Below are 21,195 nucleotides of genomic sequence, written 5' to 3' on the forward strand. Positions count from 1 at the left end.
TGATTGTACTCGTAGAATAACACGTGTTCCCTTAAGTTGCCACGAGTTTGCGCCGGCCTAAGGGCATCAAAAAACGCCATCAGCTTGGGGCTGGTGACGTTAGCGCTGCTTAGTCGTGCAACGTGAATTGGAGTTGCATCCGTGGTGCGGCCAGTTCTACCATTTGGCCGAGCAGTTTATTGGAATTGTTGAAGTTGATGTCTGCCAACTGGGCATTGACCTTGGTCAGGTAAGCAGGGATGTCGGCTTCATTTTGGTAAGCCGCATCGGTTTCCAGTTGGAGATGACGGCATGCGCCAACGGTGTTTTGCTCGAAGATGTTTTCGAAGTCTTCAAACAAGTGGAAGTCGTAATCGCCGAAGGTTGCCAGCAGGTAGGACAGCCAGTACTGGCTGCGCGGATCGTAATGCGCGCCGGTATTCTTGTACTGCTCCGGGGTATCGGTGACGTTAGCATAAAATGGCACGACGGCATTGAAGGTGTTCGGGCCAAAGGCTAACCAGTGAATACCAGCGATGGCCTTAGGCACGTCATTGCGAATCTGCAGAATGTGCAGTTCCTGATTGCGGTTAATGCCGATCGGCCGGAAGAGTTTCTTTTCGCCTTCGGTATTGGTGGTGCCGTATACGTCATAAGGCGTGTTTTCGTAGTGGGAACTGAGGACAAACTTGACGTCTTCAATCGAAATCTTTTTGTCGGTGTGGCAAATGAATGGCAGGTCTTGGTCAATCGGATCCTGCTCGATTTCAGGGTTGAAGTACTTCTGCCCGTACCACGCCCGCGGGTTGTTGTAGCGGGTGTCCTTGACGGTGCTGGAGCCAAAAATGTGGCGCAGGTTGTAGCCGTTTTGGTCAGGATTGAGATGGTACTTTTCGATGAGGGTCTGCAAATCTGGGGCGGACATGGTGTCATCGGAATCGAAGTCAAAATGATCAATGTTGAAGCGATTTGGTGCAATCACATAAGCGTCATCAGGAATGCGAATCGCGGCCCAGTGGTGGCCGGCGATGCTTTCAAAGTACCAGCATTCGTCCTGATCAGAGAAGCAAATGCCGTTGGTTTCATAGGTGCCGTATGTTTCCAGCAGCTTGCCCAGGCGTGCGACGCCTTCGCGGGCAGAGTGGATGTAAGGCAGAGTAATGGCGGTGATGTCTTCTTCGCCGAGGCCATCTTCTGCCATCGGGTCAACGCCTAAGATGCGGGAGTTGGTGGTGATGGTTTCAGTGGCGGTCATGGCGACGTTATCGCTGTTGATACCGGCAGCGGCCCAGATGCCGTGGCCATCCACGGCGTCTGGGGTGGAGGTGTAGCCCATGGGGTCGTCAGGCAAGTCGAGGTGGAAACTGCTCAACACGGCCTGGTAGTGACGGGGCTGGTCTGCGGGCTTCACATAGATGAATTTTTCCGGATTGAGGGCCTCAGCGCCGTCTTCGTTACGGGCGATGATGGTGGAGCCGTCAATGCTGGCCTTTTTGCCGACCAGAATGGTGGTACAGGAACCTTTAATGCGTTTTGTCAAAACAATCATCTCTTTCAAGGAATTTCTTCTCTATTGTAGGCGTTTCGGCGGCGAAATGCGAAAGTTGCGCAGGAGGCCGCGGGTCGCAGCGGCGGTGGACTCCGCTTGGCGAGGGCGCTGGCTGTGCGGCCGGCCTGAGCCATAACCCGGTCTCGGATCTAAAGTCGAAGCCACCTTCGCTGCGCTCGTTGATGTCTTCAACTTTGCCGCGATTAGCGACTGGAGGCCCAGCGCAAAAGGCGCGCCGGTCTTCCAGCCGCTAATCGATTCACGGCCAGCCCCCTGCCAAGCTCCGCCCACCACCACCGCAACCCGCTCAATAACAGTAACGGTTAGTGCAATTGCTCCCCATTAAGTTGGTCGAGTTCTTCGATGATTTGGTTGCATTCGTCCAAGTTCTTGGCAACGGCGCCGCTGGCGAGGGGATGGCCGCCGCCACCGTGAGCGACGGCGATGGGGTTGATGGGCCATTGTTTACCGCGCAATTCAACGCGGAACTGGCCGTCTGGGCGTTCGGTGAACACCACCCAGCTGCGGACAGTGGTGAGTTGGCCGACGGTGCTGACGGCGGCTTGGGCCTCATCTTGGGCCAGGCCAAATTCACCGATCACTTTTTGGGTGATGATTAGGCTGCCGGCGCCGTTGGCAGAGACTTGCAGGTTGCCCAGCGCGTAGGCCTGCAACTTGGCGATTTGCGGGGAGATTTCTTCCTCGGCGCGGCCTATTGCCGGCGCGTCGATGCCGGTACGCATCAGGTCGGCGACGACTTCATGGGTGTGGGCTTTGGTCAGGTCGTACAAAAAGCGGCCCGTATCGCCGATAATCCCGGCGTAAAGGCGGGCAGCGACGGTTTGGTCCAGTTTGAGGTGATCGGAGGCTTTAATCATATCAGCGACGATTTCGGAGCTGCTGGAAGCCTCCGTATTTACGAAGCTAAGGTCACCGAAGGGCTCGCGGTCAGGGTGGTGATCGATTTTGATGACCTGCTGACCAGTTTGCCAGTTGGCCCCGGCGACTCGCGGGGCATTGGCGGTGTCGATGACGACGACCACTGCATGTTGATACTCGGCGGGGTCAATGGTGTCCTGCGAGGCAATCCAGGCCAGGCGCGGGGCTGGTTCACCCACGGCATAGATGTGCTTGGCGGGATAGGCGGCTTTGAGTGCTGCGGCTAAGCCGGTTTGGGAGCCGATGGCGTCGGGGTCGGGGTTCACATGACGGTGAATAATAATGGTTTTTGCCGCATCGAGGGCGGCAAGAATGGCGGGAATGGTTGCTTGCATGATTTTTCCTCCTTGGGTGCTACGTCTGTTAGTGTAGTAGATTCACTGGCGAAAAAACACTGTCCGTTGCGCTGATGATGAATAAAGTATTGAGGCGCGCCAAATCCGATTTAACAGATTTTTCATGACGGCCCTGGGAGTGTGCTAGAATGAAACTCAATCAGGTGTCAAGACAGGGAGAAGAAAAATGCGCAATTTATCGATGCTAACGGATCTGTATGAGTTTTCCATGGCGAATGGCTTTCAGCAAAATCTTCCGCAAACGCGGGGGATTTTTGATATTTTTTACCGCGATGTGCCCGATCATGGCAGCTTTGTCATCGCGGCTGGGTTAGCCCAGGTGGTGCAAGTGCTACGGGACTTTCATTTTGACGCGGCAGATGTGGCGTATTTACGCAGTCTCAACTTGTATGATGACGCCTTTTTGGCCATGTTGGCTGATTTTCAGCTCGATTGCACCATCAATGCGGTACCAGAAGGGCTACCGGTCTTCCCGCGCGAGCCGCTGGTTACCATTGAAGGACCACTGGCGCAGGCCCAGCTGCTGGAAACGGTGCTGCTGAACATCCTCAACCACCAGTCGCTGATTGCCACCAAGGCCCGGCGCATTACCTTTGCTGCTCAAGGACGGCCGATTATGGAATTCGGCGCGCGGCGCGCCCAGGGGCCGGACAGTGCCCTCTATGGCACGCGAGCGGCAGTGATTGGCGGCGCCGTCAGCACGTCTAATGTCTTGGCCGCTCAGCAGTTTGGTATTCCGGCGGCTGGCACCATGGCGCACAGCTGGATTGAGGCTTTTCCCAGTGAGCTGGCCGCGTTTCAGGCGTGGGCGCAGCAGTACCCCGATAACAGTGCGCTACTAGTCGACACTTATGACGTTTTGCAGTCTGGCGTGCCGAATGCCATTACTGTGTTCAAGGCCTTGAAGGCAGCGGGGCATCAGCCCGTGGGGATTCGCATTGACTCCGGAGACATTGCCTATTTGAGCAAACAGGCCCGCAAGCAGTTAGATGCCGCTGGTTTGCCGGAGGTGAAAATCACCGCGTCCAATGCCCTCGATGAAACGGTTATTCCGGCACTGCTAGCCGAGGGCGCGCCGCTAGATAACTTTGGCATCGGGGAAAAAATGATTACCAGCGCCAGCGCGCCGGTGCTCAGCGGGGTGTACAAGCTCGCGGCGACCCGCACGAACGGCCAGCTAAAGCCAAAAATCAAGGTTTCTGCAAGCGTTGAGAAAACCACTTTGCCAGGAATTAAACAAATCTACCGGCTGTATCGACCTGGGACCCATGAAGCCTTTGCCGATGTGATAGCGCTGGCGGATGAAACCCTTCAAGCGCCCCTGGCAGTGGTGGATAGTAATCCGCTCCAGACGCACAAGCATTTGGACCTGACCGCTTTTACCGCGGTGCCGCTGCAACAAGCCATCAACTTAGCGCAAGCCCCGCAAGAAGACGTGTTTGCCATTCAAAAGTTCGCTCAAACCAAATTGGCCGAGCTACCGGCGGAAACGAAGCGACTAGTCAACCCGGCCAGTTATCCGGTCTACGTCACACAGCAACTTGATGCTTTGCAACACCAGTTGATCGACGCGTTCAAGCAGCAAGTCAATTAAATGCAAAAAAGCAGCTGCCGGCGGGGACCAGCAGCTGCATGAGGTTTGGGGTAATCAATGTTCTCTTGGGGGGAAAAACATCAATTAGGAGGAGTAATAATGAAAAAGTTGTTTGGGGTAGAAATAAGGGGGTAACTCATTTCTATGTTTCCTATACTACCGGCCGGTTGTGAAGAAAATGTGATGGAAGCGTAGCGTTTCAGTTGCGTTTTTGCGGCAGAAAGGCAAAAAAATACCGTCGCGAGGCGACGGCGAATCGGTTTTTAGAGGAAACCGACGTGATGTTCTAGGTTGGAGGACCTAGGGCCGCCCGTGCGTCCACGGTCAGCTTCGTTAGAGGCGGAAATAAGTTGGAGGCTTATTTCGTTATGGACAATACTACAGGGGAGATGTGACTAGGTTGTGAACTTTCCCGTGTGATTTGGCGACCAATTTACAGGGAAAATTGAGAAATCGCCGTTTTAGTCTCGCGCTCCGGCTTGAAAGAGCATGCTAAGTATCATGCCTTAAGATAACCTATCATCCTGCTACAAGTGGCCGTCCTCCGCAGCGTGAAGGTGCGCTCCGAGCGGCAACGGCGGCGTGTTCTGCTACGGCAAGCGCCTCGAAGCCGAAGATCAGCTTCAAGGTGCTCGCCTAGGCAGCCCATCCGCCTAAACCCGCCGCTCTCCGCAGCGTGAAGGTGCGCTTCGGACGGCCAACGCCAGAGTGATTAGCGACGCCTAAGACCTCATCGCCAAAAGCGGCGATGATGCCTTAGGCTAGGCTAATCATCTGGCTAAAAGCGGCCGCTCTCCGCTGCCTGTTGTGTTACAGTAAAGAAAACGATGCGAAATGAGGCCTTGCGAATGTATAAGATGATCGTGAGCGATTTGGACGAGAGTTTATTGCAAGATGATGGACGGGTTTCGAAACGCGATATTGAAACCATCCACAAGCTGCGCGATGAAGGGGTGAAGTTTGTGCCCAACACTGGACGCGGCTTCGCTTCCGTGCAGGCCTTGTTGGCAGAAATCGGCACCAAAGATTTAGCAGGCCAGTATGTGATTTCCTATAATGGGGGCGCGATTGTCGAAAACGCCGGCAATTGCATCATGGTTGAACATGCCTTGCCTTTTGCCGTGGCGGATGAGCTGTTCCGGCTGGCGATGGCGGAAGGCGACTTGTGTGCGCATGTTTATACCTTCCACCATGTCTATGTGGCGAACATCAACGAACCAGAAAAAGAATATCTGATGAATCGCGGCGTGGATTACGAAATGATTGAGGCGCAGGACTTAACGGCGTTCCAAAACCGGCCGATTGCCAAGGTGATTTTCCAGCACCTTGATTATGGCGTGCGCGAGCGTTTCTACGAAAAAGCCAAGGCGGCGATTGCTACTCCGATGACCATCACCTATTCTTCCAACCGCTACGTTGAGTTCAATCCAGCTGGTATCGACAAGGGGATCGCGGCGTTGACCTTGGGCGAGCAGATCGGCGTGGCCAAAGACGAGATTATCGCGCTTGGCGACAACTCCAATGATTTGAGCATGCTGCAGCAAGTTGGCCTCGGGGTGGCGGTGGCGAATGCCATTCCTGCCGTCAAACGCGCCGCCGGGTTAGTCCTGCCAGTGACGAACAACGATGATCCCATCACCGCGTTGTATGACGCCGTTTTCAAATAGAAATCTCATCCACTTTTCAGAATAAAACCACCGTCAATCGGGCCGGTATTTAAGGGAATTTAAGCATTCTAACCCTTATCTACGTAGGCTCGATTTTATTTTTATTTGGCCCGATTGGTTTATAAGGTTGGTACCAATTTTGTGACTGCTTTCGCAAGCCGAGCGAAAAACAAAAGCTGGCGCATGTTTCACGGGGTGTACCGTTATGAAAATGAAGGTACCAAAGCGGGTATACCAACGCCAAAAGGCTGTTGTATAGGCATTTAAACAGGGTACAATTCCTTGACACCATGAAAGAATGCGGTTACACTTCTCCATGGTTGGTACCAATTGGGAGGCGAGACGATGGCCAGCGAAGTTCAACCACTGCATGATCGGTTGGTGGATTTATTACGAAATCAAATTCGCACGGATATGGCACCGCACAGTAAGCTGCCTTCCGAGCGCGCGTTGGCCGAATCCTACGGTGTGAGTCGTAACACTGTCCGCGCGGCGCTGGCTAAGCTAGAGATGACCGGTGTGATTTACCGCAGTCGGGGGCGCGGCACGTTCGTCGCTAATCCGGCAGCTGAGCCGACAGATTTAGCCGAGACCTACAGCTTTTCCGAGCAAATGGCTGATCAAGGCCGGCGCGCGAACTCGCGCGTGCTGTATCTGCAGCAATTTCCGGCTAACGATTATATTGTTGAGCATCTCCAAGTACCTTTGGGGACGCCAACGTATAAACTAAAGCGCATCAGGATGGCTGATGGGGTGCCGCTGATGGTTGAGCGGACTTTCCTGCCAGCCGATCGGTTCCCGAAGCTGAAGGCGAGCGACGTTGAGCGCGAAGGCCTGTATAACCTGATGAAAGATCATTACGACAGTCCGGTCTCTGATGCGGCAGAAGCGTTTTTCGCCAGTCTGATGTCAGCCAAAGATGCGGCGATGCTGAATGTTCCGAAAGGCTCACCGAGTTTATCGATGCAGCGAACGACCACCAATGTCAAAGGTGAAATCGTGGAATTCACACTCAGTATCACCCGCGCCGACCAATTCGTTTATCGTTATCACCACACCCAAAAAGGGACCACGACCTGATTGGCTTGCCAGTCGGTCGCAACATAGTGAACAAGCTTGAGGAGGAATTGTTTTGTACGAGAAATCAGTAGATGAACTGACCAAGATGGGTGCGCAAATCACTACGCACGAAATTAAGCAGCAACCAGAATTGTGGCAAGAAGCTTTGAGCAATTACCAAGGTAAAAAGGCTGAAATCACGGACTTTTTAGCTAAGGTCGTTGCTGAAGCTAACGGCCAAGTGGTCCGGGTTATCTTCACCGGCGCCGGCACCAGCGCTTACACTGGCGACACGGTGACCCCATATCTGAACCGGCACGGTGATCGGAGCCACTTCCGCTTCGAATCCATCGCTACCACGGATATCGTGTCAGCACCTTATGATTTCCTTGAAGCAGATACGCCAACGATTTTGGTATCCTTCTCCCGTAGTGGGAACTCACCAGAATCCGTTAAAACCGTTGAACTGGCCGAACAGCTGGTTCACAACTTGCATCAGATCACCATTACCTGCGCCCCAGAAGGTCACTTGGCCGCCAAGGTTGAAGGCGATGCCAACAACCTGCTGCTGATGCAACCAGCCGGTGCCAACGACAAGGGCTTTGCCATGACTGGGAGCTTCTCCTGCATGGCCTTGACCGCACTGCTCGTCTTCGACCAGGCCGCTGAGGCCGACAAGGTGAGCTACGTGCAAGCCGCTGTTAACATGGGGCATGAAGTGATTAAGCGCGAAGCCGAAATCCAAAACCTGGTGGATGAAGACTTCGATCGTATCACTTACTTGGGTTCTGGTAGCCTGGGTGGCTTGACTCGTGAAGCTCAACTCAAGGTGTTGGAATTAACCGCCGGCAAGTTAGCCACGATCTTCGACACTTCCATGGGCTTCCGTCATGGTCCTAAGTCCTTTGTTAACAGTAAGACCCTGGTTTTCGACTTCCTGAGCAACAATGCTTACACCCGTCAGTACGACGTGGATGTCATGGAAGAAATCAACGGCGACAAGATTGCTAAGCGCATTGTGGCCATTGGCACCACGCAAGACCAAACCAACTTCTCTGGCGAAAACTTTGCTTTTGAAACTGGCGTGAAAGATTTACCAGAGGCCTACCAGGCCCTGCCTGATGTGATGTTTGCACAGACCTTGGCGCTGCTGGCTTCCATCAAAGTCAACAACACACCTGATACACCATCACCATCTGGCACTGTTAACCGCGTGGTCAAAGGGGTTATCCTGCACGACTACGAAGGTTAAACCTAGCACTAAGCCGAGCAGCCAAGTTGCCGCCTGGCTTAGCCTGACGCCCTGAAGCTTCAGCGCGTGAGGCTAGGCTAGTCAGTAGCCTGGAGTGATGCCCGGTTGCATCATTGGTTGTACCAAAGCCATTATTTACTGGTTAGTTTTATCACTTTATTTTAGGGGGTATGAAGTATGGCAATTATTGCATCTCGCATTGACGGCCGTTTGGTACACGGTCAAGTTGCGAACCTGTGGACAACCAAGCTCCAAGCAAGCCGCATCATCGTGGTCGATGATGAAGCTTCCAAGGACAAGATCCAAAAGAGTGGCCTGCGGATGGCTGCTCCAATGAGTGTTCGGCTTTCAGTTTTGGATGCTGACACTGCGGCTGATCACATCAACGCTGGTAAGTACGACTCACAGCGCGTCTTCGTGGTCGCAAAGCGTCCAGCAACATTCCTGAAGCTGGTTCAAAAAGGGGTCCCGATCAAGGAACTCAACGTTGGGAACATGTCACAGACGAACGAAACCAAGTCTGTGTCCAAGTCCATCAACGTGGTTCAAGAAGACATCGATGCCTTCCACGAACTGGACAAAGCCGGAGTTAAGCTGACGGCCCAAATGGTGCCAGCTGATGACTCACACGACTTTTTGCCGATGCTTGCTAAGGTTGAAGGGTAAGGAGGAAGAAAAATGATTGCATGGTGGCAAATTGTTCTCTTGACACTCTATGCTGGGTATCAAATCCTGGATGAACTCCAGATTTATTCCTCAATGAGTGCACCTGTGTTCGCCGGCTTCTTTGCTGGTTTGGTCATGGGCGATATGAAGACTGGCCTGACGATCGGGGCTGCGATGCAGCTGACCGTTCTGGGTGTTGGGACCTTTGGTGGTGCATCTAAGATTGATGCTAACTCCGGTACCCTGCTGGCCGTTGCGTTCTCTGTTGGTACCGGGATGGATCCTAACCAAGCCATCACCGCGCTGGGTGTTCCAGTTGCCGCGCTGATGATTTACACGGATATCCTGGCTCGTTTCTCCAACACGTTCTTCGCACACCGGATCGATGCCCAAGTTGAGAAATTCAACTACAAAGGCATCGAACGTTACTTCGTTGCTGGGGCACTGCCATGGGCTTTGTCTCGGATGATCCCTGTTGGCTTGGGCTTGGCCCTTGGCGGCGGTGTTGTTAACACGATCGTTGCTTACATCAACGGTCCTCTGAAGTGGTTGGGCGATGGCCTGTCCGTTGCTGGTGCCGTATTGCCAGCCGTTGGGTTCGCTATCTTGCTGCGGTATCTGCCTGTTCGCAAGCACATCGCATACCTGCTGCTTGGCTTCACCATTACCAGTTTGCTGACCACGCTGTTCGGCTCCATTCAGAACATCGGGACTGCGCTGGCTGCTGCGCCTAAAGTTGCTGCCGGCCTTGGCAGCTTCAACGGCTTGTCCATGTTGGCTATCGCGCTGATTGGTTTGGCGCTGGCGATCATTGCTTACAACAACAGTACTTCTCAGCCGGCACCAGCTGCCGCTGCATCCACGAAGCAGGCTGATTCTTCAGACGAGGGGGAAATCACTGATGACGAACTATAAGTTGAACGATAAAGACTTCAAGCAGATCAACGAACGCTCACTGTTCGGTTTCCAACTTGGCTGGAACTACGAACGTATGCAGGCTTCTGGTTATCTGTATCACATCCTGCCACAACTGCGTAAGATTTACGGGGATGGCACTCCTGAATTGAAAGAAATGATGGAGACGCACACCCAGTTCTTCAACACGTCAAACTTCTTCAACACCATTATCACTGGTATTGATCTGGCGGTCGAAGAAGAACAAGGCATCAAGGGTAAGGAAACTGTTGCCGGGATGAAAGCCGGCTTGATGGGCTCATTCGCTGCGATCGGTGACTCTATCTTCGCTGCCTTGATTCCTGCTATCTTTGGTGCGATTGCTGCTTCCATGGCGAAGCAGGGCAACCCAATCGGGATCTTCATCTGGATTGCGGCTCAAATCGTCGTTGACGTCTTCCGTTGGGTTCAACTGAAGATTGCCTACAAAGAAGGGGTTAACCTGGTTACAACCATGCAGCACACGCTGAATGCGTTGACCGATGCCGCTTCCTTGATGGGTGTGTTCATGGTCGGCGCCTTGGTCGCAACCATGATCAACGTCAAGTTTGCTTGGGCCCCAGTTGTTGGGACCGTGCCTTTGAACATCCAGAACAACCTGGACATGATCTTGCCTCGCATTCTGCCAGCCTTGATCTGCGGCTTCGTTTACTGGATGCTGGGTAAGAAGGGCATGACCTCCACCAAGGCGATCTTCATCGTTTTGGTCTTGGCCATTGCTCTGGGTGCCCTTGGTATCATCGCGAAGGCATAATTTCAGAATAGAAAAGGACGGTTATTATGAGTGAATTGGTATTGGTAAGTCACGGTCAGTTCTGCACGGAACTGAAGAAGAGTGCTGAAATGATTATGGGTCCTCAGGAAAACATTCACACGGTCGAACTTCTGCCGAGTGAAGGCCCTGAAGACTTCAAGGCAAAATTTGACAAGACGGTCGAAGGTCTCGGAGATTTCACCGTATTCGCTGATTTAATGGGCGGCACGCCGGCCAATGTGGTAGCGCGTATCCTCATGGAAGGCGAAGGTCATTTCGACCTCTTCACCGGGATGAACCTGCCAATGATCATCAGCTTTATCAACGCTGAGATGGTTGGTGGCGAACCAAACATCGTCGACGACGCCAAAGCCGGCGTTGTCCATGTCAACGAAATGCTGAGCTAATAACCACTGAGGGCCAAGGAGCGATCCCTGGCCCTTTTTTTACAGGCTGCGAAGGCCGCCGTACTTAGGCTGATGGCCAGCCCAGCTCTGAGCATTGCCGGCGTATTTGGCCGGTGAGGCGCAGAGCGTAGCTGGCCACTCAGCCGTTGGCGGCCTGAGCGCAACTAGAGCAGGCTGCGAAGCTCGGTGGTCTTAGCACGATGGCTAGCCTAGGTTAAGGTATTGCCGCCGGTTTTAGGCGGCGAGACCTTAACCGTAGCTAGACACTCGTGCGTTGCCGAGCTGAGCGCAACTACAACAGCGAGGCGCCAAAGCGAAAAATCGCTATTTTTACCGCTGAAGCCCTTCAGTCAACCTTTTGTCAGATTCGGGTGTTTGGACTAGACCACTAACCCGAATCCGTGCTACACTGTTGTATGGAAACGCATTACAAATAAACTTAAGGAGATTGTGCAATGAGCTACTACATTCACGCTGCGAAGTTTTTCTTAAAGAACACGACCGAAAATGGCGGGTGGCTTGAAGTCACCGACGATGGTAAGTTTGGCGATTTCATTCCTGCCTATGGCGAAAAGCCAGCCGGCGAAATCAAGGACTACGGGGATCAATGGATTGCCCCTGGCTTGGTTGATACGCATATTCACGGCATGTTGGGCCATGACGTCATGGACAACGACTGGGAAGGCATCAACGAGATGTCTGAAGGCCTGCTGAAGGCTGGGGTGACTTCCTGGTTGCCAACCACACTGACCGGTCCTTTCGAACAGTTGAACGACGTCTGCAAGACCATCGGCGACCATGCTGGCGAAGAAAAAGGCGCGAAGATCCAAGGGATTTACTTCGAAGGCCCATTCTTTACTGAAGAACACAAAGGGGCGCAAAACCCTAAGTACTTCCGTGATCCTTCCATCAAGGAATACGACGAATGGCAAGCCAGCGCTAAGGGTCTGCTCCAAAAGATGGCTTTGGCCCCAGAGCGTGAAGGTGCCGTTGAATTCACCAAGCACATGAGCCAAGACGGTAAAGTGGTTGCTTTGGGTCACTCTAGCGCGACCTTCGAACAAGCTAAGGCCTGTGTTGAAGCCGGGGCCACCGTCTTCTGCCACACCTTTAACGGTATGTCCGGTTTGAACCACCGCGCACCAGGGATGGTTGGTGCGGCGATGTATATGCAAATCGTTGACGACGAACTGATCTGCGACGGCCACCATGTGCGTCCAGAAGTCGTTGGAGCCTTGATCAAAGACAAGACGCCAGAACACATTGCGCTCATCACCGACTGCATGCAGGCCGGCATGATGCCAGACGGCGAATACATGCTGGGTGAATTCCCGGTTATCGTCGCAGACGGCATGGCTAAGCTGAAGGACGGCGCGCACAGTCTCGCCGGCTCTATTTTGCAGCTGAAAGATGCCATCAAGAACGTGGTTGACTGGAACGATGTCGTCCCAGAAGACGCCATCAAGATGGGTGCCTTGGTCCCTGCTCGTTCATGCAAAATCGACGACAAGTGCGGCAGCATCCTGCCTGGCCGTGACGCCGACTACTTGGTTCTGAACAAGGACATGAGCTTGGCTGAAACCTACTTGGATGGGGTTTCCCGTTACCAGGCTTAATCATTAAGCATCATGCTTCTAAGACTCACTGCCTTTGCGCGGTGAGTCTTTTTTGTTATCGGTAAGTCCAAATATCGGCCCTTAGTTGGTGGTCGCCGCTGGCTTTTGCGCGTACACTGAAAGTACCGAAAACGCTTCACGCAATGGAGGATGGGTATGAGGAAAAAGCAATTCAGCGGCTGGGTGTTGCTGCTGGTCGGACTGGTAGTTTGTCTGTGGCGCGGAGGCCAGCAAGTGCAGGCCGCCACGTTGACCCCGGCGCAGGTGACCGAAGCTAAGCGCTGGTACCAAGATCCGCAAGGGGTGATTAAAGCCAAGACGCAGCAGGCGCTTTATCAAGCCAATGCCAAGACTTTTGCCAAACTACCGGGCCATCCGCAAATCGCAGTCATCGTCACCAGCGGCAAAGATGAAGATGAGTTGCAGGACTATGCCAATGAGCAGTTTAAGCATTATAGTTTTGGCCAAAAAGACTGGGACAACGGCCTGCTTCTGACGATTGAGCCGAAAGAGAAGCACTACTGGTTAGAGGTCGGCTATGGGTTAGAACCGGTAGTCCCTGATGGTGCTGGTGAGGACATCGTCACCGGCAAAGTCAAAACCATGCTTCGGGCCAAGCAGTTTGATCAGGCAATTGCGGCGATTGTCAACAATACCGTCAAGCGCGTGCAGGCGCATGCCAGTTCAATCTCGACCCCAGCCCAAATTACCGCGCGGCGCGCAGCCGAAAAACGGCGTGATCGCGTGATTGTGGGGCTGGTCCTGGCCATGCTGGCGGTTGCGCTCGGGCTGACGGTGCGCTTCTTCAGTTTGCGTAACCGCCTAGCGCTGATTTTGACCACGCAACCGGACCGATTTCCAATCTTGAGTCTGTTGGCTTCGGCTGGCATCACGCTGAATCCTGATCGGGTCCCTGGCGGCGGCTGGCAGCTGTTCAATCAGCAAAGGGCACTCGAGCACAGTTTCGCCAAGATCATTCGCCGCGATTATGTGACCTGGCTGGTGAAACTACCGCATCAGGCCCCACAGCCGTATTTCTATTATCGCAAGGAGAGCCCGCAATTAGCTAAAATGCCCGATGCGATGCTGGCCCAAATGCCAAGTCTGACCGCAGTGGTGACCGATGAAACCCTGCTGGCGGATAATGAATCCATGGCGGGCGTGGTGCGGTCGGAAGTGCAAATCGCCGGCGCTTATGCGGAGCGCTTCGCCCAGTGGCTGCAAACTCAGCCCATCAAACCCGATGAAGCTAGCAGCGTGTGGTGGGAGTTCTTTATGCATGTGCAGCCGGCAGATGCTGAGTTGAGTGATGAACAGCTGGCCGCGACTTGGCAAATGATTCTCAACCATCTGCGTCATCCCGACACTGCCCAAACCGCGATGGCCGGTGTGGCGCCCTGGGCAGTGACGTCTTTTGCCCCGGCTAGTACCACCAGCTCTGGCGGCTTTGGCAGTGGCGGTGGCGGCGGCGCCAGTGGTGGCGGTGGTTTTGGCGGCAGCTGGTAAAAAGCTTTCGCAAAATTTGCCAAGATAACGAAAACTGCGGAGAAAGGCCCCCTGCTTTCTAGCCTACAATTTACTTGTAAGCTGGAGAGGGGGAGACACCAATGCGTGTCATGGATTTAACTGGCCAGAAGTTCGGCCGTTTATTGGTTTTACATCGCGCAGGGACCGCAGCGAACGGGAATGCTTCTTGGCAGTGCCGCTGTGATTGCGGCAATATCGTTGTGGTTGATGGGTATCGCCTGCGCCATCACCAAGTGAAGAGCTGTGGCTGCTTGCGGCGCGAGGTTTCCCGGCGCTATGCCGCGAATAACCCAGCGTTTACCGCCCATCAAAAGGCTCACGGCACCGATTTGGTGAGTGATGATGGGGTGCCACTGAATTCATTGATCCGGAGCAAACGAAATAAATCAGGCGTGATCGGCGTGTCTTACAATGCCGCCAATCAACGCTGGTTCGCTCGACTTCGGCACAATGGTAAGTATGTGTTGCTGAAGGCTTGCGACAGCTTCGACGAAGCTGTTGCCCTGCGCCGCGCTGCGGAACGGCAATATTTAGGCCGGCAGGATACTGCGATTAGCAGTGAAGCTTAACATGAAGGATTGGCCGGGGGGTCAATCCTTTTTTGGTAGCAAAAGAGCCGTTCTTTCATCGCTTCATTCGATGAGAAGAACGGCTCTTAATTTGATTGCAATCAGTTTTTTCGGGCTACTCGTTGAGCTAAGTGCGCCCGCCTCCGCACCCTGTAGCTGCGCTCCGAGTGGCCAACGCTCGAGCAGCTAGCTACGCCCCCGGCATCGCTGCCAAATACCAGCAGCAATACCGAGGACTAGGCTACCCGTCGAGCTAAGTGCGGCCACCCTCCGCAGCCTGTAGATGCGCTCCGGTCGGCAACGCTCGAGCGAATAGCTACACTCCGAGCCTCATCGGCAAAATGCGCCGATAATGCTCAGAGCTAGGCTATTCGTCGAGCTAAGCCCGCCGCCCTTCGCAGCCTGTAGATGCGCTCCGGTCGGCAACGCTCGAGCGAATAGCTACACTCCGAGCCTCATCGGCAAAGTGCGCCGATAATGCTCAGAGCTAGGCTATTCGTCGAGCTAAGCCCGCCGCCCTTCACAGCTTGGTTATTAGCTCGCAGCGCCGAAGTTAATCACGCCAGATAAGGCTTGCCAGTATGAGGCGAGTACCATGGCAGCGGCGACAGGGTCGTTGCCGGCTGTGCCGCCACCGCCGCCGTGACCGCCGTGGCCAGTGCCGCCAAGGCTGAACGGGGTGTAAACCATTGGCCGGTCGCGCTGGGCGTCGGTGCTGGTTTCAGTGTGCGTCTTAACGGCTTTGCCCGTCGGTTGCGGAATGGCTTCAGCCACTAAGCTCGGGATAGGCCGGGAAAAATCATGCGGCGCTGGTTTCTTCACGGCAATGGTCAGGTTTTCTGACTGCTGCGGGAACTCGGTTAAGTCAGCAGTGGCATCATCAGTCACTTGATAGCCTTGTTGCAGGTAAGGTAGGGTGAATTCGTGGCGGTTAAAGGCAATCGGGCTGCCAGCTTCACCGGTGATGGCGATCGCGGTCAAGGGCTGCTTGGTGGTTTCATCCACGATGGTGACCGTAATTTGCGGCTGGCGCTGCTTGGTGAGGTTGACGACAAACTGATTCATGCCAGCCGTGAGGCGATAGTGGTAGATGTTGCTGCTGAGCTCGTAACCTGCCGGCGCTACCAGCACGCGACTACCCGCTTCACCGACGCTGCCGATAAAGGAATCGACTTTGAGCACCCGGCCCTGGTAGAGGTAAGTGATAGCTGCCGGGACCGTAGCAGTGGTTTTGGTCAGCTGCACCGTGAAGGCATTCATGCCCGCCCTGAGCGTATACGCAAAGGCCTTTGCTTGGCCGCTGGCGAGGTGATAGCCATTTGGTACGGCCACTGAGTAGCGGCCGGTTTCGCCAACCGTACCGACAAACTGATCGGTTTTAACGACTTGGCCACTGTACAAATAAGTAATCGTCGCGGGCACCAGCGCTTTGTCAGTTTTAGCCAACTGCACGACGAACTGGTTAGTGCCGGCCTGTAAGGTATAGGCCAAGGTGGCGGCTTGGCCAGTAGCCAGTTGATAGCCAGCTGGCAAGGCTACCTGATAGCTACCACTGTCGCCAACGGTGCCTTTGAATTGGTCGGTTTTAACAATCTGCCCATTGTAAAGATAGGTCACCGTTGCCGGGACTGTTGCTGGCGTCGTATCAGATGGCGCGGTGGCACCAGTTGCTTCGACCCGGACGCGATAAAGCGTTTCTGCATGTTGGACATTATATGTCAGTGTCGCCTGCTGGCCAGCTGCCAAAGTGTAGCCGGCTGGCAGGTTGTATGGGCGTGTGCCGTGGTCGCCGATGTGGGCGGTGAAGGTTTCCGCGCTAATCTTCGTGCTGTCCGTCCAGTACTCGATGGTGACCGTGGCGGCGGTAGCGTCGGTTGGCGTAGCGGCTAACACATGGTGCGCCGGCTGGTTGCCTTGCGCCAAAAACGCCCCAGCCATGGCACTGGCGAGCAGCAGCGGTAAAGCGAGATAACGATCATTTTTCGGTTGAGTCATCAGGAGACTCCTTTCCGGCAAGGTCAAAAGGATCAGGAACTGATTCCGGTATCGCTACCATTTTAGCCTGTTTGATCTGAATTGTCAGCTCTGCTAATTCTTGCCAGTCCGTTGAAGTGGGGGGATTGGCCCAAGTCACTTGCGCGATGTTCAAATGATCATCGTGAAAGTCTGATAGATAAACGTCCGTGTTGCGCGACAAGCGTGATTCAATCACGATAAACGCGTTGTCAAAACTGCGCAAGGTGCGAGCAATGTAGTCACTGTAAATCTGGCCTTGCGCAAAGTCGACACAGACATAGACGCGGTCACGCACAATCGCGGCGGGCAGGTAATTAATCAACGTGAACATGTAGCTGAAGTACAGATTAACCGCCATCGTGTGATTGAGCTGCGGCGTCGGCGTGGCCCGCAGGCGGGCGATAAAGGTCAAAATCAAATGGTCAAAAGCCGGATAGAGATTGCGGAAAAAGCTGATTTGATCATCATCAATAAAAGTCGTCGGCGCCAGATAGAAGGTCGTAATCTGAACATGCAGGCCTTGCAACGCCGCTTCAATCGCGGCGTTGTCGTGGGTCGGTTCATCCAGCAGGTGATAATCGGCAATCAGCTGCAAAAAGTCCTTGGTCAAATGGTCAGCGACTGGAAGCTGGGCGCCAGCCAGGGCCGCTTTTTCCTCGGTAGCGGGTAAATAATGCCAGGTGACTAAGAAGGCATACAAATAATCCAACTCGTGGTCATCGAGGCCAAAACTGGCTGGCAGAATGCGGTGCATGCCATTCAGTTGCTCGGGATGACTGGCGATGGTTTGGCTACCTGGCAGCGCCTTGCCTGTGTGCTGACCATTGAGCATCCGCAGCAGCCAGATTTTAAGGAAAAACTGCAACTTGGTCACTTGCGTTGGCATCAAGGTGTGATGGAATTGCGATTCCAGTAGCCGCGTGATTTGCGCCACGGTGCCTTCTAACTCTGCAAACGGACTGGCGACGCCGTTATACGCCACAAAATACAGCTGAAACAGCGCCAGCCGCGTTGCGAACTCTTCGTCTTCAGCTGGGTGCGGCGGCAAAAACTCCTCTTGCTTCAAAAGGTGTTTGAGATGTTCAGCGGTTTCGTAGAACTTGGCATTGCTGATGTAGTGATCCCGCATATAAGCGGTTTTGGGGTAGCGATTAGAGAAAAAGTATTGGTATTCAAACACCGTAAACAAATAGGACCGCTGCAGGTACAGTAAGCGGAGCCGCTGCATGACCACTTTGGTCAGATGATGCCCACGCCAATGACCCTTGTCCAGATCATCCAGGTAGCTCGGGGTATCATCAGAAACCTCCACCAGATCCGCGTTCAAGGTATCGAACATTTTATTCAGCTTGTATTTCGTTTGGCCAAATTCGGCTTGAATACGCTCGGTTGCCATCAGAAGCGAGGGCTGAGCGCTTAACTTTTGTAGAACCCGAAAATTGGTCGCATCTTCCTGATTAAAAAGTGCGGCTTCATCCACTTTGCTTCACCCTATCTATCAAATTCCCCTTCGTTACCACAAGTATACAGCAAGTTAAAAAAATATGGTATTCGTAGGAATAAATATATTGGTAAACGTGTTATTTTTTTGGAACATGACAACAAAAAAGTGCGGGCCAAGGCTCGCACTTTCGCGGTTCACAAGTGAATTAAGCATTCGCGTGATGCATTTTCTTTTCAAAATGCTTCAGCACCTTGGACAGACTGTAGGTCATGATGAAGTACAGCACCATCGCAATGGTAATCGGGAGTACCCCGCGGTAGGTATCGGCTTGCACGATCCGCAGTTGGTAAATGAGGTCTGCGACCCCAATGATGGAGACAATGGAGGTTTCCTTGATCAGGGAAATGAATTCATTGCCCAGCGCCGGCCAAATAGCGGTTAAAGCCTGCGGGAACACGACATAGCGCATGGTGTCTTTTTGTGATAGGCCCAACGAGCGCGCCGCTTCGCTTTGGCCAGGGGCGATGGCTTCAATCCCGCCGCGGAAAATTTCGCTGACGTAAGCGGCGGAGTTCAGGCCCACCGCCAGTGTCCCGGCGACGATGGCCGAAATGTTATAGAACATCCCGAGGCCAAAGTAGATGAACATCACTTGCACCATCAAAGGCGTGCCGCGCACGAAGGCGACATAAGCATTGGCCAGCGTTTTGAGCCAAGTGATTGAACCCAGGCGCACGAACGCGAGCAATGCGCCCAGCAGCGCCCCGACAATCAAGGCGACGAAGGAAATGCCAATGGTGTAGCCGACCCCTTTGGCAAAATAAGTCCAGTAATGCCACATAGAGTGGGTTTCAGCGCCGGTGCTGATGTACTTGGCGGCTGCTGGGAGGAATTGCTTGTTGATTAGATTTTTTTGCTTGATCTTCGCAATGCTTTTGTTAATGGCTGTTTGGAGCGCGACGCTGCCTTTGGGCAAGGCGATCGCATTGCCCGACTCGCTGCCAGAAACGGTGAAGTGCCCATCAATTGCAGCGAGGCTGGTGTCAGCATTAGCGTAAGCGACCGCTGAGGCGGAGTCTTTAACGATGCCGTCGATTTTGTGCGCCTTGAGGGCTAACACCAAGTCGGAGGCGTTTTGCATGCCGACCGGAGTGGCACCAGGCATTTGCTGCTTGATTAGATCGTAGGCAATACTCCCGACCACGGCGCCAACCTTCTTGTTATTGAAGGAGGTGCGGCTTTGGTAATAGCCCTTATCGGTTTTCAGCACGATGATATCTTGCTTGGCGGTGTAGTAGGTGTCAGAGAAGTCGACGTGCTGCTTGCGCTCAGCGGTGGGGGAGAAGCCAGATAAAATCATATCGACTTTCCCAGTTTCCAGCGCGACCAGCAGGGAATCGAAGTCCATTTTCTTGACCACCAGCTTGACGCCGAGATCCTTGGCGATTTGCTTACCGATTTCGATGTCCATGCCGACAATTTTCTCTTTGCCATTTACATTAGTGGTGAATTCATAAGGCGGGTAGTTCGGCGAGTTACCCATAATCAAGGTGCCTTTTTGCTGAATGCGCGTCAGCGAGTCGTCAGTGGCGGCTTGCGGCTGCTGGGGCTGGGTGAGACTGAGAATCATCAGCGCACTGAAGATAGCGGCAAATACAAACGAAAGTTTTTTCATAGGTAGGCTCCTTACATAACGATGTCAGGGGCTTATTTTACACATATATTCATAAATATGCAATAAAAATTCAATAGCCATTCATAATCATTTGCTGCTTGGACTGCCATCACGGTTCCAGACGCAAAAAAAAGCCGCCTCGCAAGAGACGACTTTTTTGGTAAAAGGTTAAGCTTACAGTTCTTCAGGAACCAGCTTAACTGGCTTGGTGCCCATCCAGCCGCTGATTTCCTTGAAGGTATCAGTGATGGCCTTGGTACCAGGAGCCAGCAACTTACGAGGGTCATAGCCCTTACCTTGTTGGTCCTTACCAGCTTCGATGTATTCGCGAGTTGCCTTAGCAAAGGCCAACTGGCATTCGGTGTTGATGTTGAGCTTAGCAATCCCCATGGAGATGGCCTTTTCAACTTGTTCCTGAGGGATGCCTGAACCGCCGTGAAGCACCAGTGGTTGAGGAACCGCTTCAGCGATTTCTTGCAGACGGTCGAAGTGCAGGCCCTTCCAGTTATCTGGGTATTGGCCATGAATGTTACCAATCCCGGCAGCCAGGAAGTCGATGCCGGTGTCGGAGAAGGCCTTAGCATCTGCAACAGAAGCTAATTCGCCTTCACCGATAACGCCGTCTTCTTCACCGCCAATTGAGCCAACTTCAGCTTCAACGGAGATACCCTTGGAGTGAGCCAACTTAACGATTTCCTTGGTCTTGGCCAAGTTTTCGTCAACTGGCAGATCGTGGCCATCAAACATAACGGAGTTGTAACCAGCTGCGATGGCAGCCTTAGCAGCCTCGAAGTCACCGTGGTCCAAGTGAATAACAACTGGCACAGTGATGTCCATTGCCTTAACCAGAGATTCGATCAGCTTTTGGCAAACTTCATAGCCGCCCATGTACTTGGCAGCGCCCATGGAAGTTTGGATCAGGATCGGCACATTGAGATCTTGTGCACCCTGCAAAAGTGCGCGAGTCCATTCCAGGTTGTTGGTGTTGAACGCACCAATCGCGTAGTGGCCCTTACGAGCAGCCTTAAACAATTCAGTGCCGTTAACTAATGGCATAAGTGAATTTCCTCCTATTGGAAAACAAATTTTTAACTTCATCATTTTAGCATAGATTTTCAGAATATGCGAAGGCAGATTATGCCTCTTTTCATTTTGCCAAAACCGGCCGACTG

General features: G+C 53.4%; 17 protein-coding genes. 11 read left to right on the forward strand and 6 right to left on the reverse strand.

The genetic code is table 11. From position 1 onward, the window contains the following. Positions 1–109 precede the first annotated feature (109 nt). On the reverse strand, positions 110–1,519 hold the full coding sequence (locus AAA927_RS03235) for a C69 family dipeptidase (RefSeq protein WP_338215669.1): 1,410 nt from the start codon (positions 1,517–1,519) through the stop codon (positions 110–112). Positions 1,520–1,851: 332 nt separating this feature from the next. Next, positions 1,852–2,802 (reverse strand): DHH family phosphoesterase, encoded by a 951-nt coding sequence (locus tag AAA927_RS03240; RefSeq protein ID WP_338215671.1) that lies wholly within the window; start codon positions 2,800–2,802, stop codon positions 1,852–1,854. 187 nt (positions 2,803–2,989) lie between these two features. Here AAA927_RS03240 and AAA927_RS03245 point away from each other — a divergent pair, with 187 nt between their 5' ends. The 11 genes from AAA927_RS03245 (at position 2,990) to AAA927_RS03295 (ending at position 14,888) form a co-directional block, all read left to right on the forward strand. Further along, positions 2,990–4,417, forward strand: coding sequence for a nicotinate phosphoribosyltransferase (locus AAA927_RS03245; protein WP_338215672.1), 1,428 nt, complete (start codon positions 2,990–2,992; stop codon positions 4,415–4,417). An 848-nt stretch (positions 4,418–5,265) separates the two neighbouring features. Further along, positions 5,266–6,084 carry a Cof-type HAD-IIB family hydrolase gene (locus AAA927_RS03250; RefSeq protein ID WP_338215673.1) on the forward strand — a complete coding sequence of 273 codons (819 nt, stop codon included), beginning with the start codon at positions 5,266–5,268 and terminating at the stop codon, positions 6,082–6,084. A gap of 345 nt (positions 6,085–6,429) precedes the next feature. Next, positions 6,430–7,164 carry a GntR family transcriptional regulator gene (locus tag AAA927_RS03255; protein WP_125579210.1) on the forward strand — a complete coding sequence of 245 codons (735 nt, stop codon included), beginning with the start codon at positions 6,430–6,432 and terminating at the stop codon, positions 7,162–7,164. 85 nt (positions 7,165–7,249) lie between these two features. Then, the gene (locus AAA927_RS03260) at positions 7,250–8,395 is read left to right on the forward strand and encodes an SIS domain-containing protein (RefSeq protein ID WP_435891508.1); all 1,146 of its coding nucleotides are present in this window, start codon (positions 7,250–7,252) and stop codon (positions 8,393–8,395) included. A gap of 177 nt (positions 8,396–8,572) precedes the next feature. Then, positions 8,573–9,061 carry a PTS sugar transporter subunit IIB gene (locus AAA927_RS03265; RefSeq protein WP_125579208.1) on the forward strand — a complete coding sequence of 163 codons (489 nt, stop codon included), beginning with the start codon at positions 8,573–8,575 and terminating at the stop codon, positions 9,059–9,061. 12 nt (positions 9,062–9,073) lie between these two features. Further along, positions 9,074–9,976, forward strand: a complete 903-nt coding sequence (locus AAA927_RS03270; RefSeq protein WP_204117802.1) for a PTS mannose/fructose/sorbose/N-acetylgalactosamine transporter subunit IIC — start codon at positions 9,074–9,076, stop codon at positions 9,974–9,976. Next, positions 9,963–10,769 carry a PTS system mannose/fructose/sorbose family transporter subunit IID gene (locus tag AAA927_RS03275; protein WP_204117803.1) on the forward strand — a complete coding sequence of 269 codons (807 nt, stop codon included), beginning with the start codon at positions 9,963–9,965 and terminating at the stop codon, positions 10,767–10,769. The genes AAA927_RS03270 and AAA927_RS03275 overlap by 14 nt, the downstream gene beginning before the upstream one ends. 26 nt (positions 10,770–10,795) lie before the next feature. Then, positions 10,796–11,176 carry a PTS sugar transporter subunit IIA gene (locus AAA927_RS03280; RefSeq protein ID WP_164507798.1) on the forward strand — a complete coding sequence of 127 codons (381 nt, stop codon included), beginning with the start codon at positions 10,796–10,798 and terminating at the stop codon, positions 11,174–11,176. A gap of 455 nt (positions 11,177–11,631) precedes the next feature. Continuing rightward, on the forward strand, positions 11,632–12,792 hold the full coding sequence (gene nagA, locus AAA927_RS03285; protein ID WP_125579204.1) for an N-acetylglucosamine-6-phosphate deacetylase: 1,161 nt from the start codon (positions 11,632–11,634) through the stop codon (positions 12,790–12,792). A gap of 156 nt (positions 12,793–12,948) precedes the next feature. Further along, entirely contained in the window at positions 12,949–14,298 is a 1,350-nt protein-coding gene (locus AAA927_RS03290) for a TPM domain-containing protein (RefSeq protein ID WP_338215686.1), read from the forward strand. A 101-nt stretch (positions 14,299–14,399) separates the two neighbouring features. After that, positions 14,400–14,888 carry an AP2 domain-containing protein gene (locus AAA927_RS03295; protein WP_125579202.1) on the forward strand — a complete coding sequence of 163 codons (489 nt, stop codon included), beginning with the start codon at positions 14,400–14,402 and terminating at the stop codon, positions 14,886–14,888. Between the two features lie 534 nt (positions 14,889–15,422). Here AAA927_RS03295 and AAA927_RS03300 read toward each other — a convergent pair. The 4 genes from AAA927_RS03300 to fba all read right to left on the reverse strand — a co-directional run bounded on the left by AAA927_RS03300 (position 15,423) and on the right by fba (position 21,079). Then, positions 15,423–16,883, reverse strand: a complete 1,461-nt coding sequence (locus AAA927_RS03300; RefSeq protein ID WP_338215690.1) for a mucin-binding protein — start codon at positions 16,881–16,883, stop codon at positions 15,423–15,425. Continuing rightward, a complete protein-coding gene (locus AAA927_RS03305) occupies positions 16,864–18,384 on the reverse strand; it encodes a hypothetical protein (RefSeq protein ID WP_338215692.1) in 1,521 nt (506 codons plus the stop codon). The genes AAA927_RS03300 and AAA927_RS03305 overlap by 20 nt, the downstream gene beginning before the upstream one ends. A 169-nt stretch (positions 18,385–18,553) precedes the next feature. After that, positions 18,554–20,023, reverse strand: a complete 1,470-nt coding sequence (locus AAA927_RS03310; RefSeq protein ID WP_338215695.1) for an ABC transporter substrate-binding protein/permease — start codon at positions 20,021–20,023, stop codon at positions 18,554–18,556. A 174-nt stretch (positions 20,024–20,197) separates the two neighbouring features. Continuing rightward, positions 20,198–21,079: a class II fructose-1,6-bisphosphate aldolase gene (gene fba / locus AAA927_RS03315; RefSeq protein ID WP_125580586.1), complete on the reverse strand. Its 882-nt coding sequence runs from the start codon at positions 21,077–21,079 to the stop codon at positions 20,198–20,200. Positions 21,080–21,195: the final 116 nt, after the last annotated feature.

It is taken from the genome of Lacticaseibacillus salsurivasis, from assembly GCF_036246225.1.
GTDB lineage: Bacteria > Bacillota > Bacilli > Lactobacillales > Lactobacillaceae > Lacticaseibacillus > Lacticaseibacillus salsurivasis.

Coding starts and splice junctions, on each gene's coding strand:
- AAA927_RS03240 (WP_338215671.1), bottom strand. CDS start 2,802: ATGCAAGCAACCATTCCCGCCATTCTTGCCGCCCTCGATGCGGCAAAA.
- AAA927_RS03245 (WP_338215672.1), top strand. CDS start 2,990: ATGCGCAATTTATCGATGCTAACGGATCTGTATGAGTTTTCCATGGCG.
- AAA927_RS03250 (WP_338215673.1), top strand. CDS start 5,266: ATGTATAAGATGATCGTGAGCGATTTGGACGAGAGTTTATTGCAAGAT.
- AAA927_RS03255 (WP_125579210.1), top strand. CDS start 6,430: ATGGCCAGCGAAGTTCAACCACTGCATGATCGGTTGGTGGATTTATTA.
- AAA927_RS03260 (WP_435891508.1), top strand. CDS start 7,250: ATGGGTGCGCAAATCACTACGCACGAAATTAAGCAGCAACCAGAATTG.
- AAA927_RS03265 (WP_125579208.1), top strand. CDS start 8,573: ATGGCAATTATTGCATCTCGCATTGACGGCCGTTTGGTACACGGTCAA.
- AAA927_RS03270 (WP_204117802.1), top strand. CDS start 9,074: ATGATTGCATGGTGGCAAATTGTTCTCTTGACACTCTATGCTGGGTAT.
- AAA927_RS03275 (WP_204117803.1), top strand. CDS start 9,963: ATGACGAACTATAAGTTGAACGATAAAGACTTCAAGCAGATCAACGAA.
- AAA927_RS03280 (WP_164507798.1), top strand. CDS start 10,796: ATGAGTGAATTGGTATTGGTAAGTCACGGTCAGTTCTGCACGGAACTG.
- nagA (WP_125579204.1), top strand. CDS start 11,632: ATGAGCTACTACATTCACGCTGCGAAGTTTTTCTTAAAGAACACGACC.
- AAA927_RS03290 (WP_338215686.1), top strand. CDS start 12,949: ATGAGGAAAAAGCAATTCAGCGGCTGGGTGTTGCTGCTGGTCGGACTG.
- AAA927_RS03295 (WP_125579202.1), top strand. CDS start 14,400: ATGCGTGTCATGGATTTAACTGGCCAGAAGTTCGGCCGTTTATTGGTT.
- AAA927_RS03300 (WP_338215690.1), bottom strand. CDS start 16,883: ATGACTCAACCGAAAAATGATCGTTATCTCGCTTTACCGCTGCTGCTC.
- AAA927_RS03310 (WP_338215695.1), bottom strand. CDS start 20,023: ATGAAAAAACTTTCGTTTGTATTTGCCGCTATCTTCAGTGCGCTGATG.
- fba (WP_125580586.1), bottom strand. CDS start 21,079: ATGCCATTAGTTAACGGCACTGAATTGTTTAAGGCTGCTCGTAAGGGC.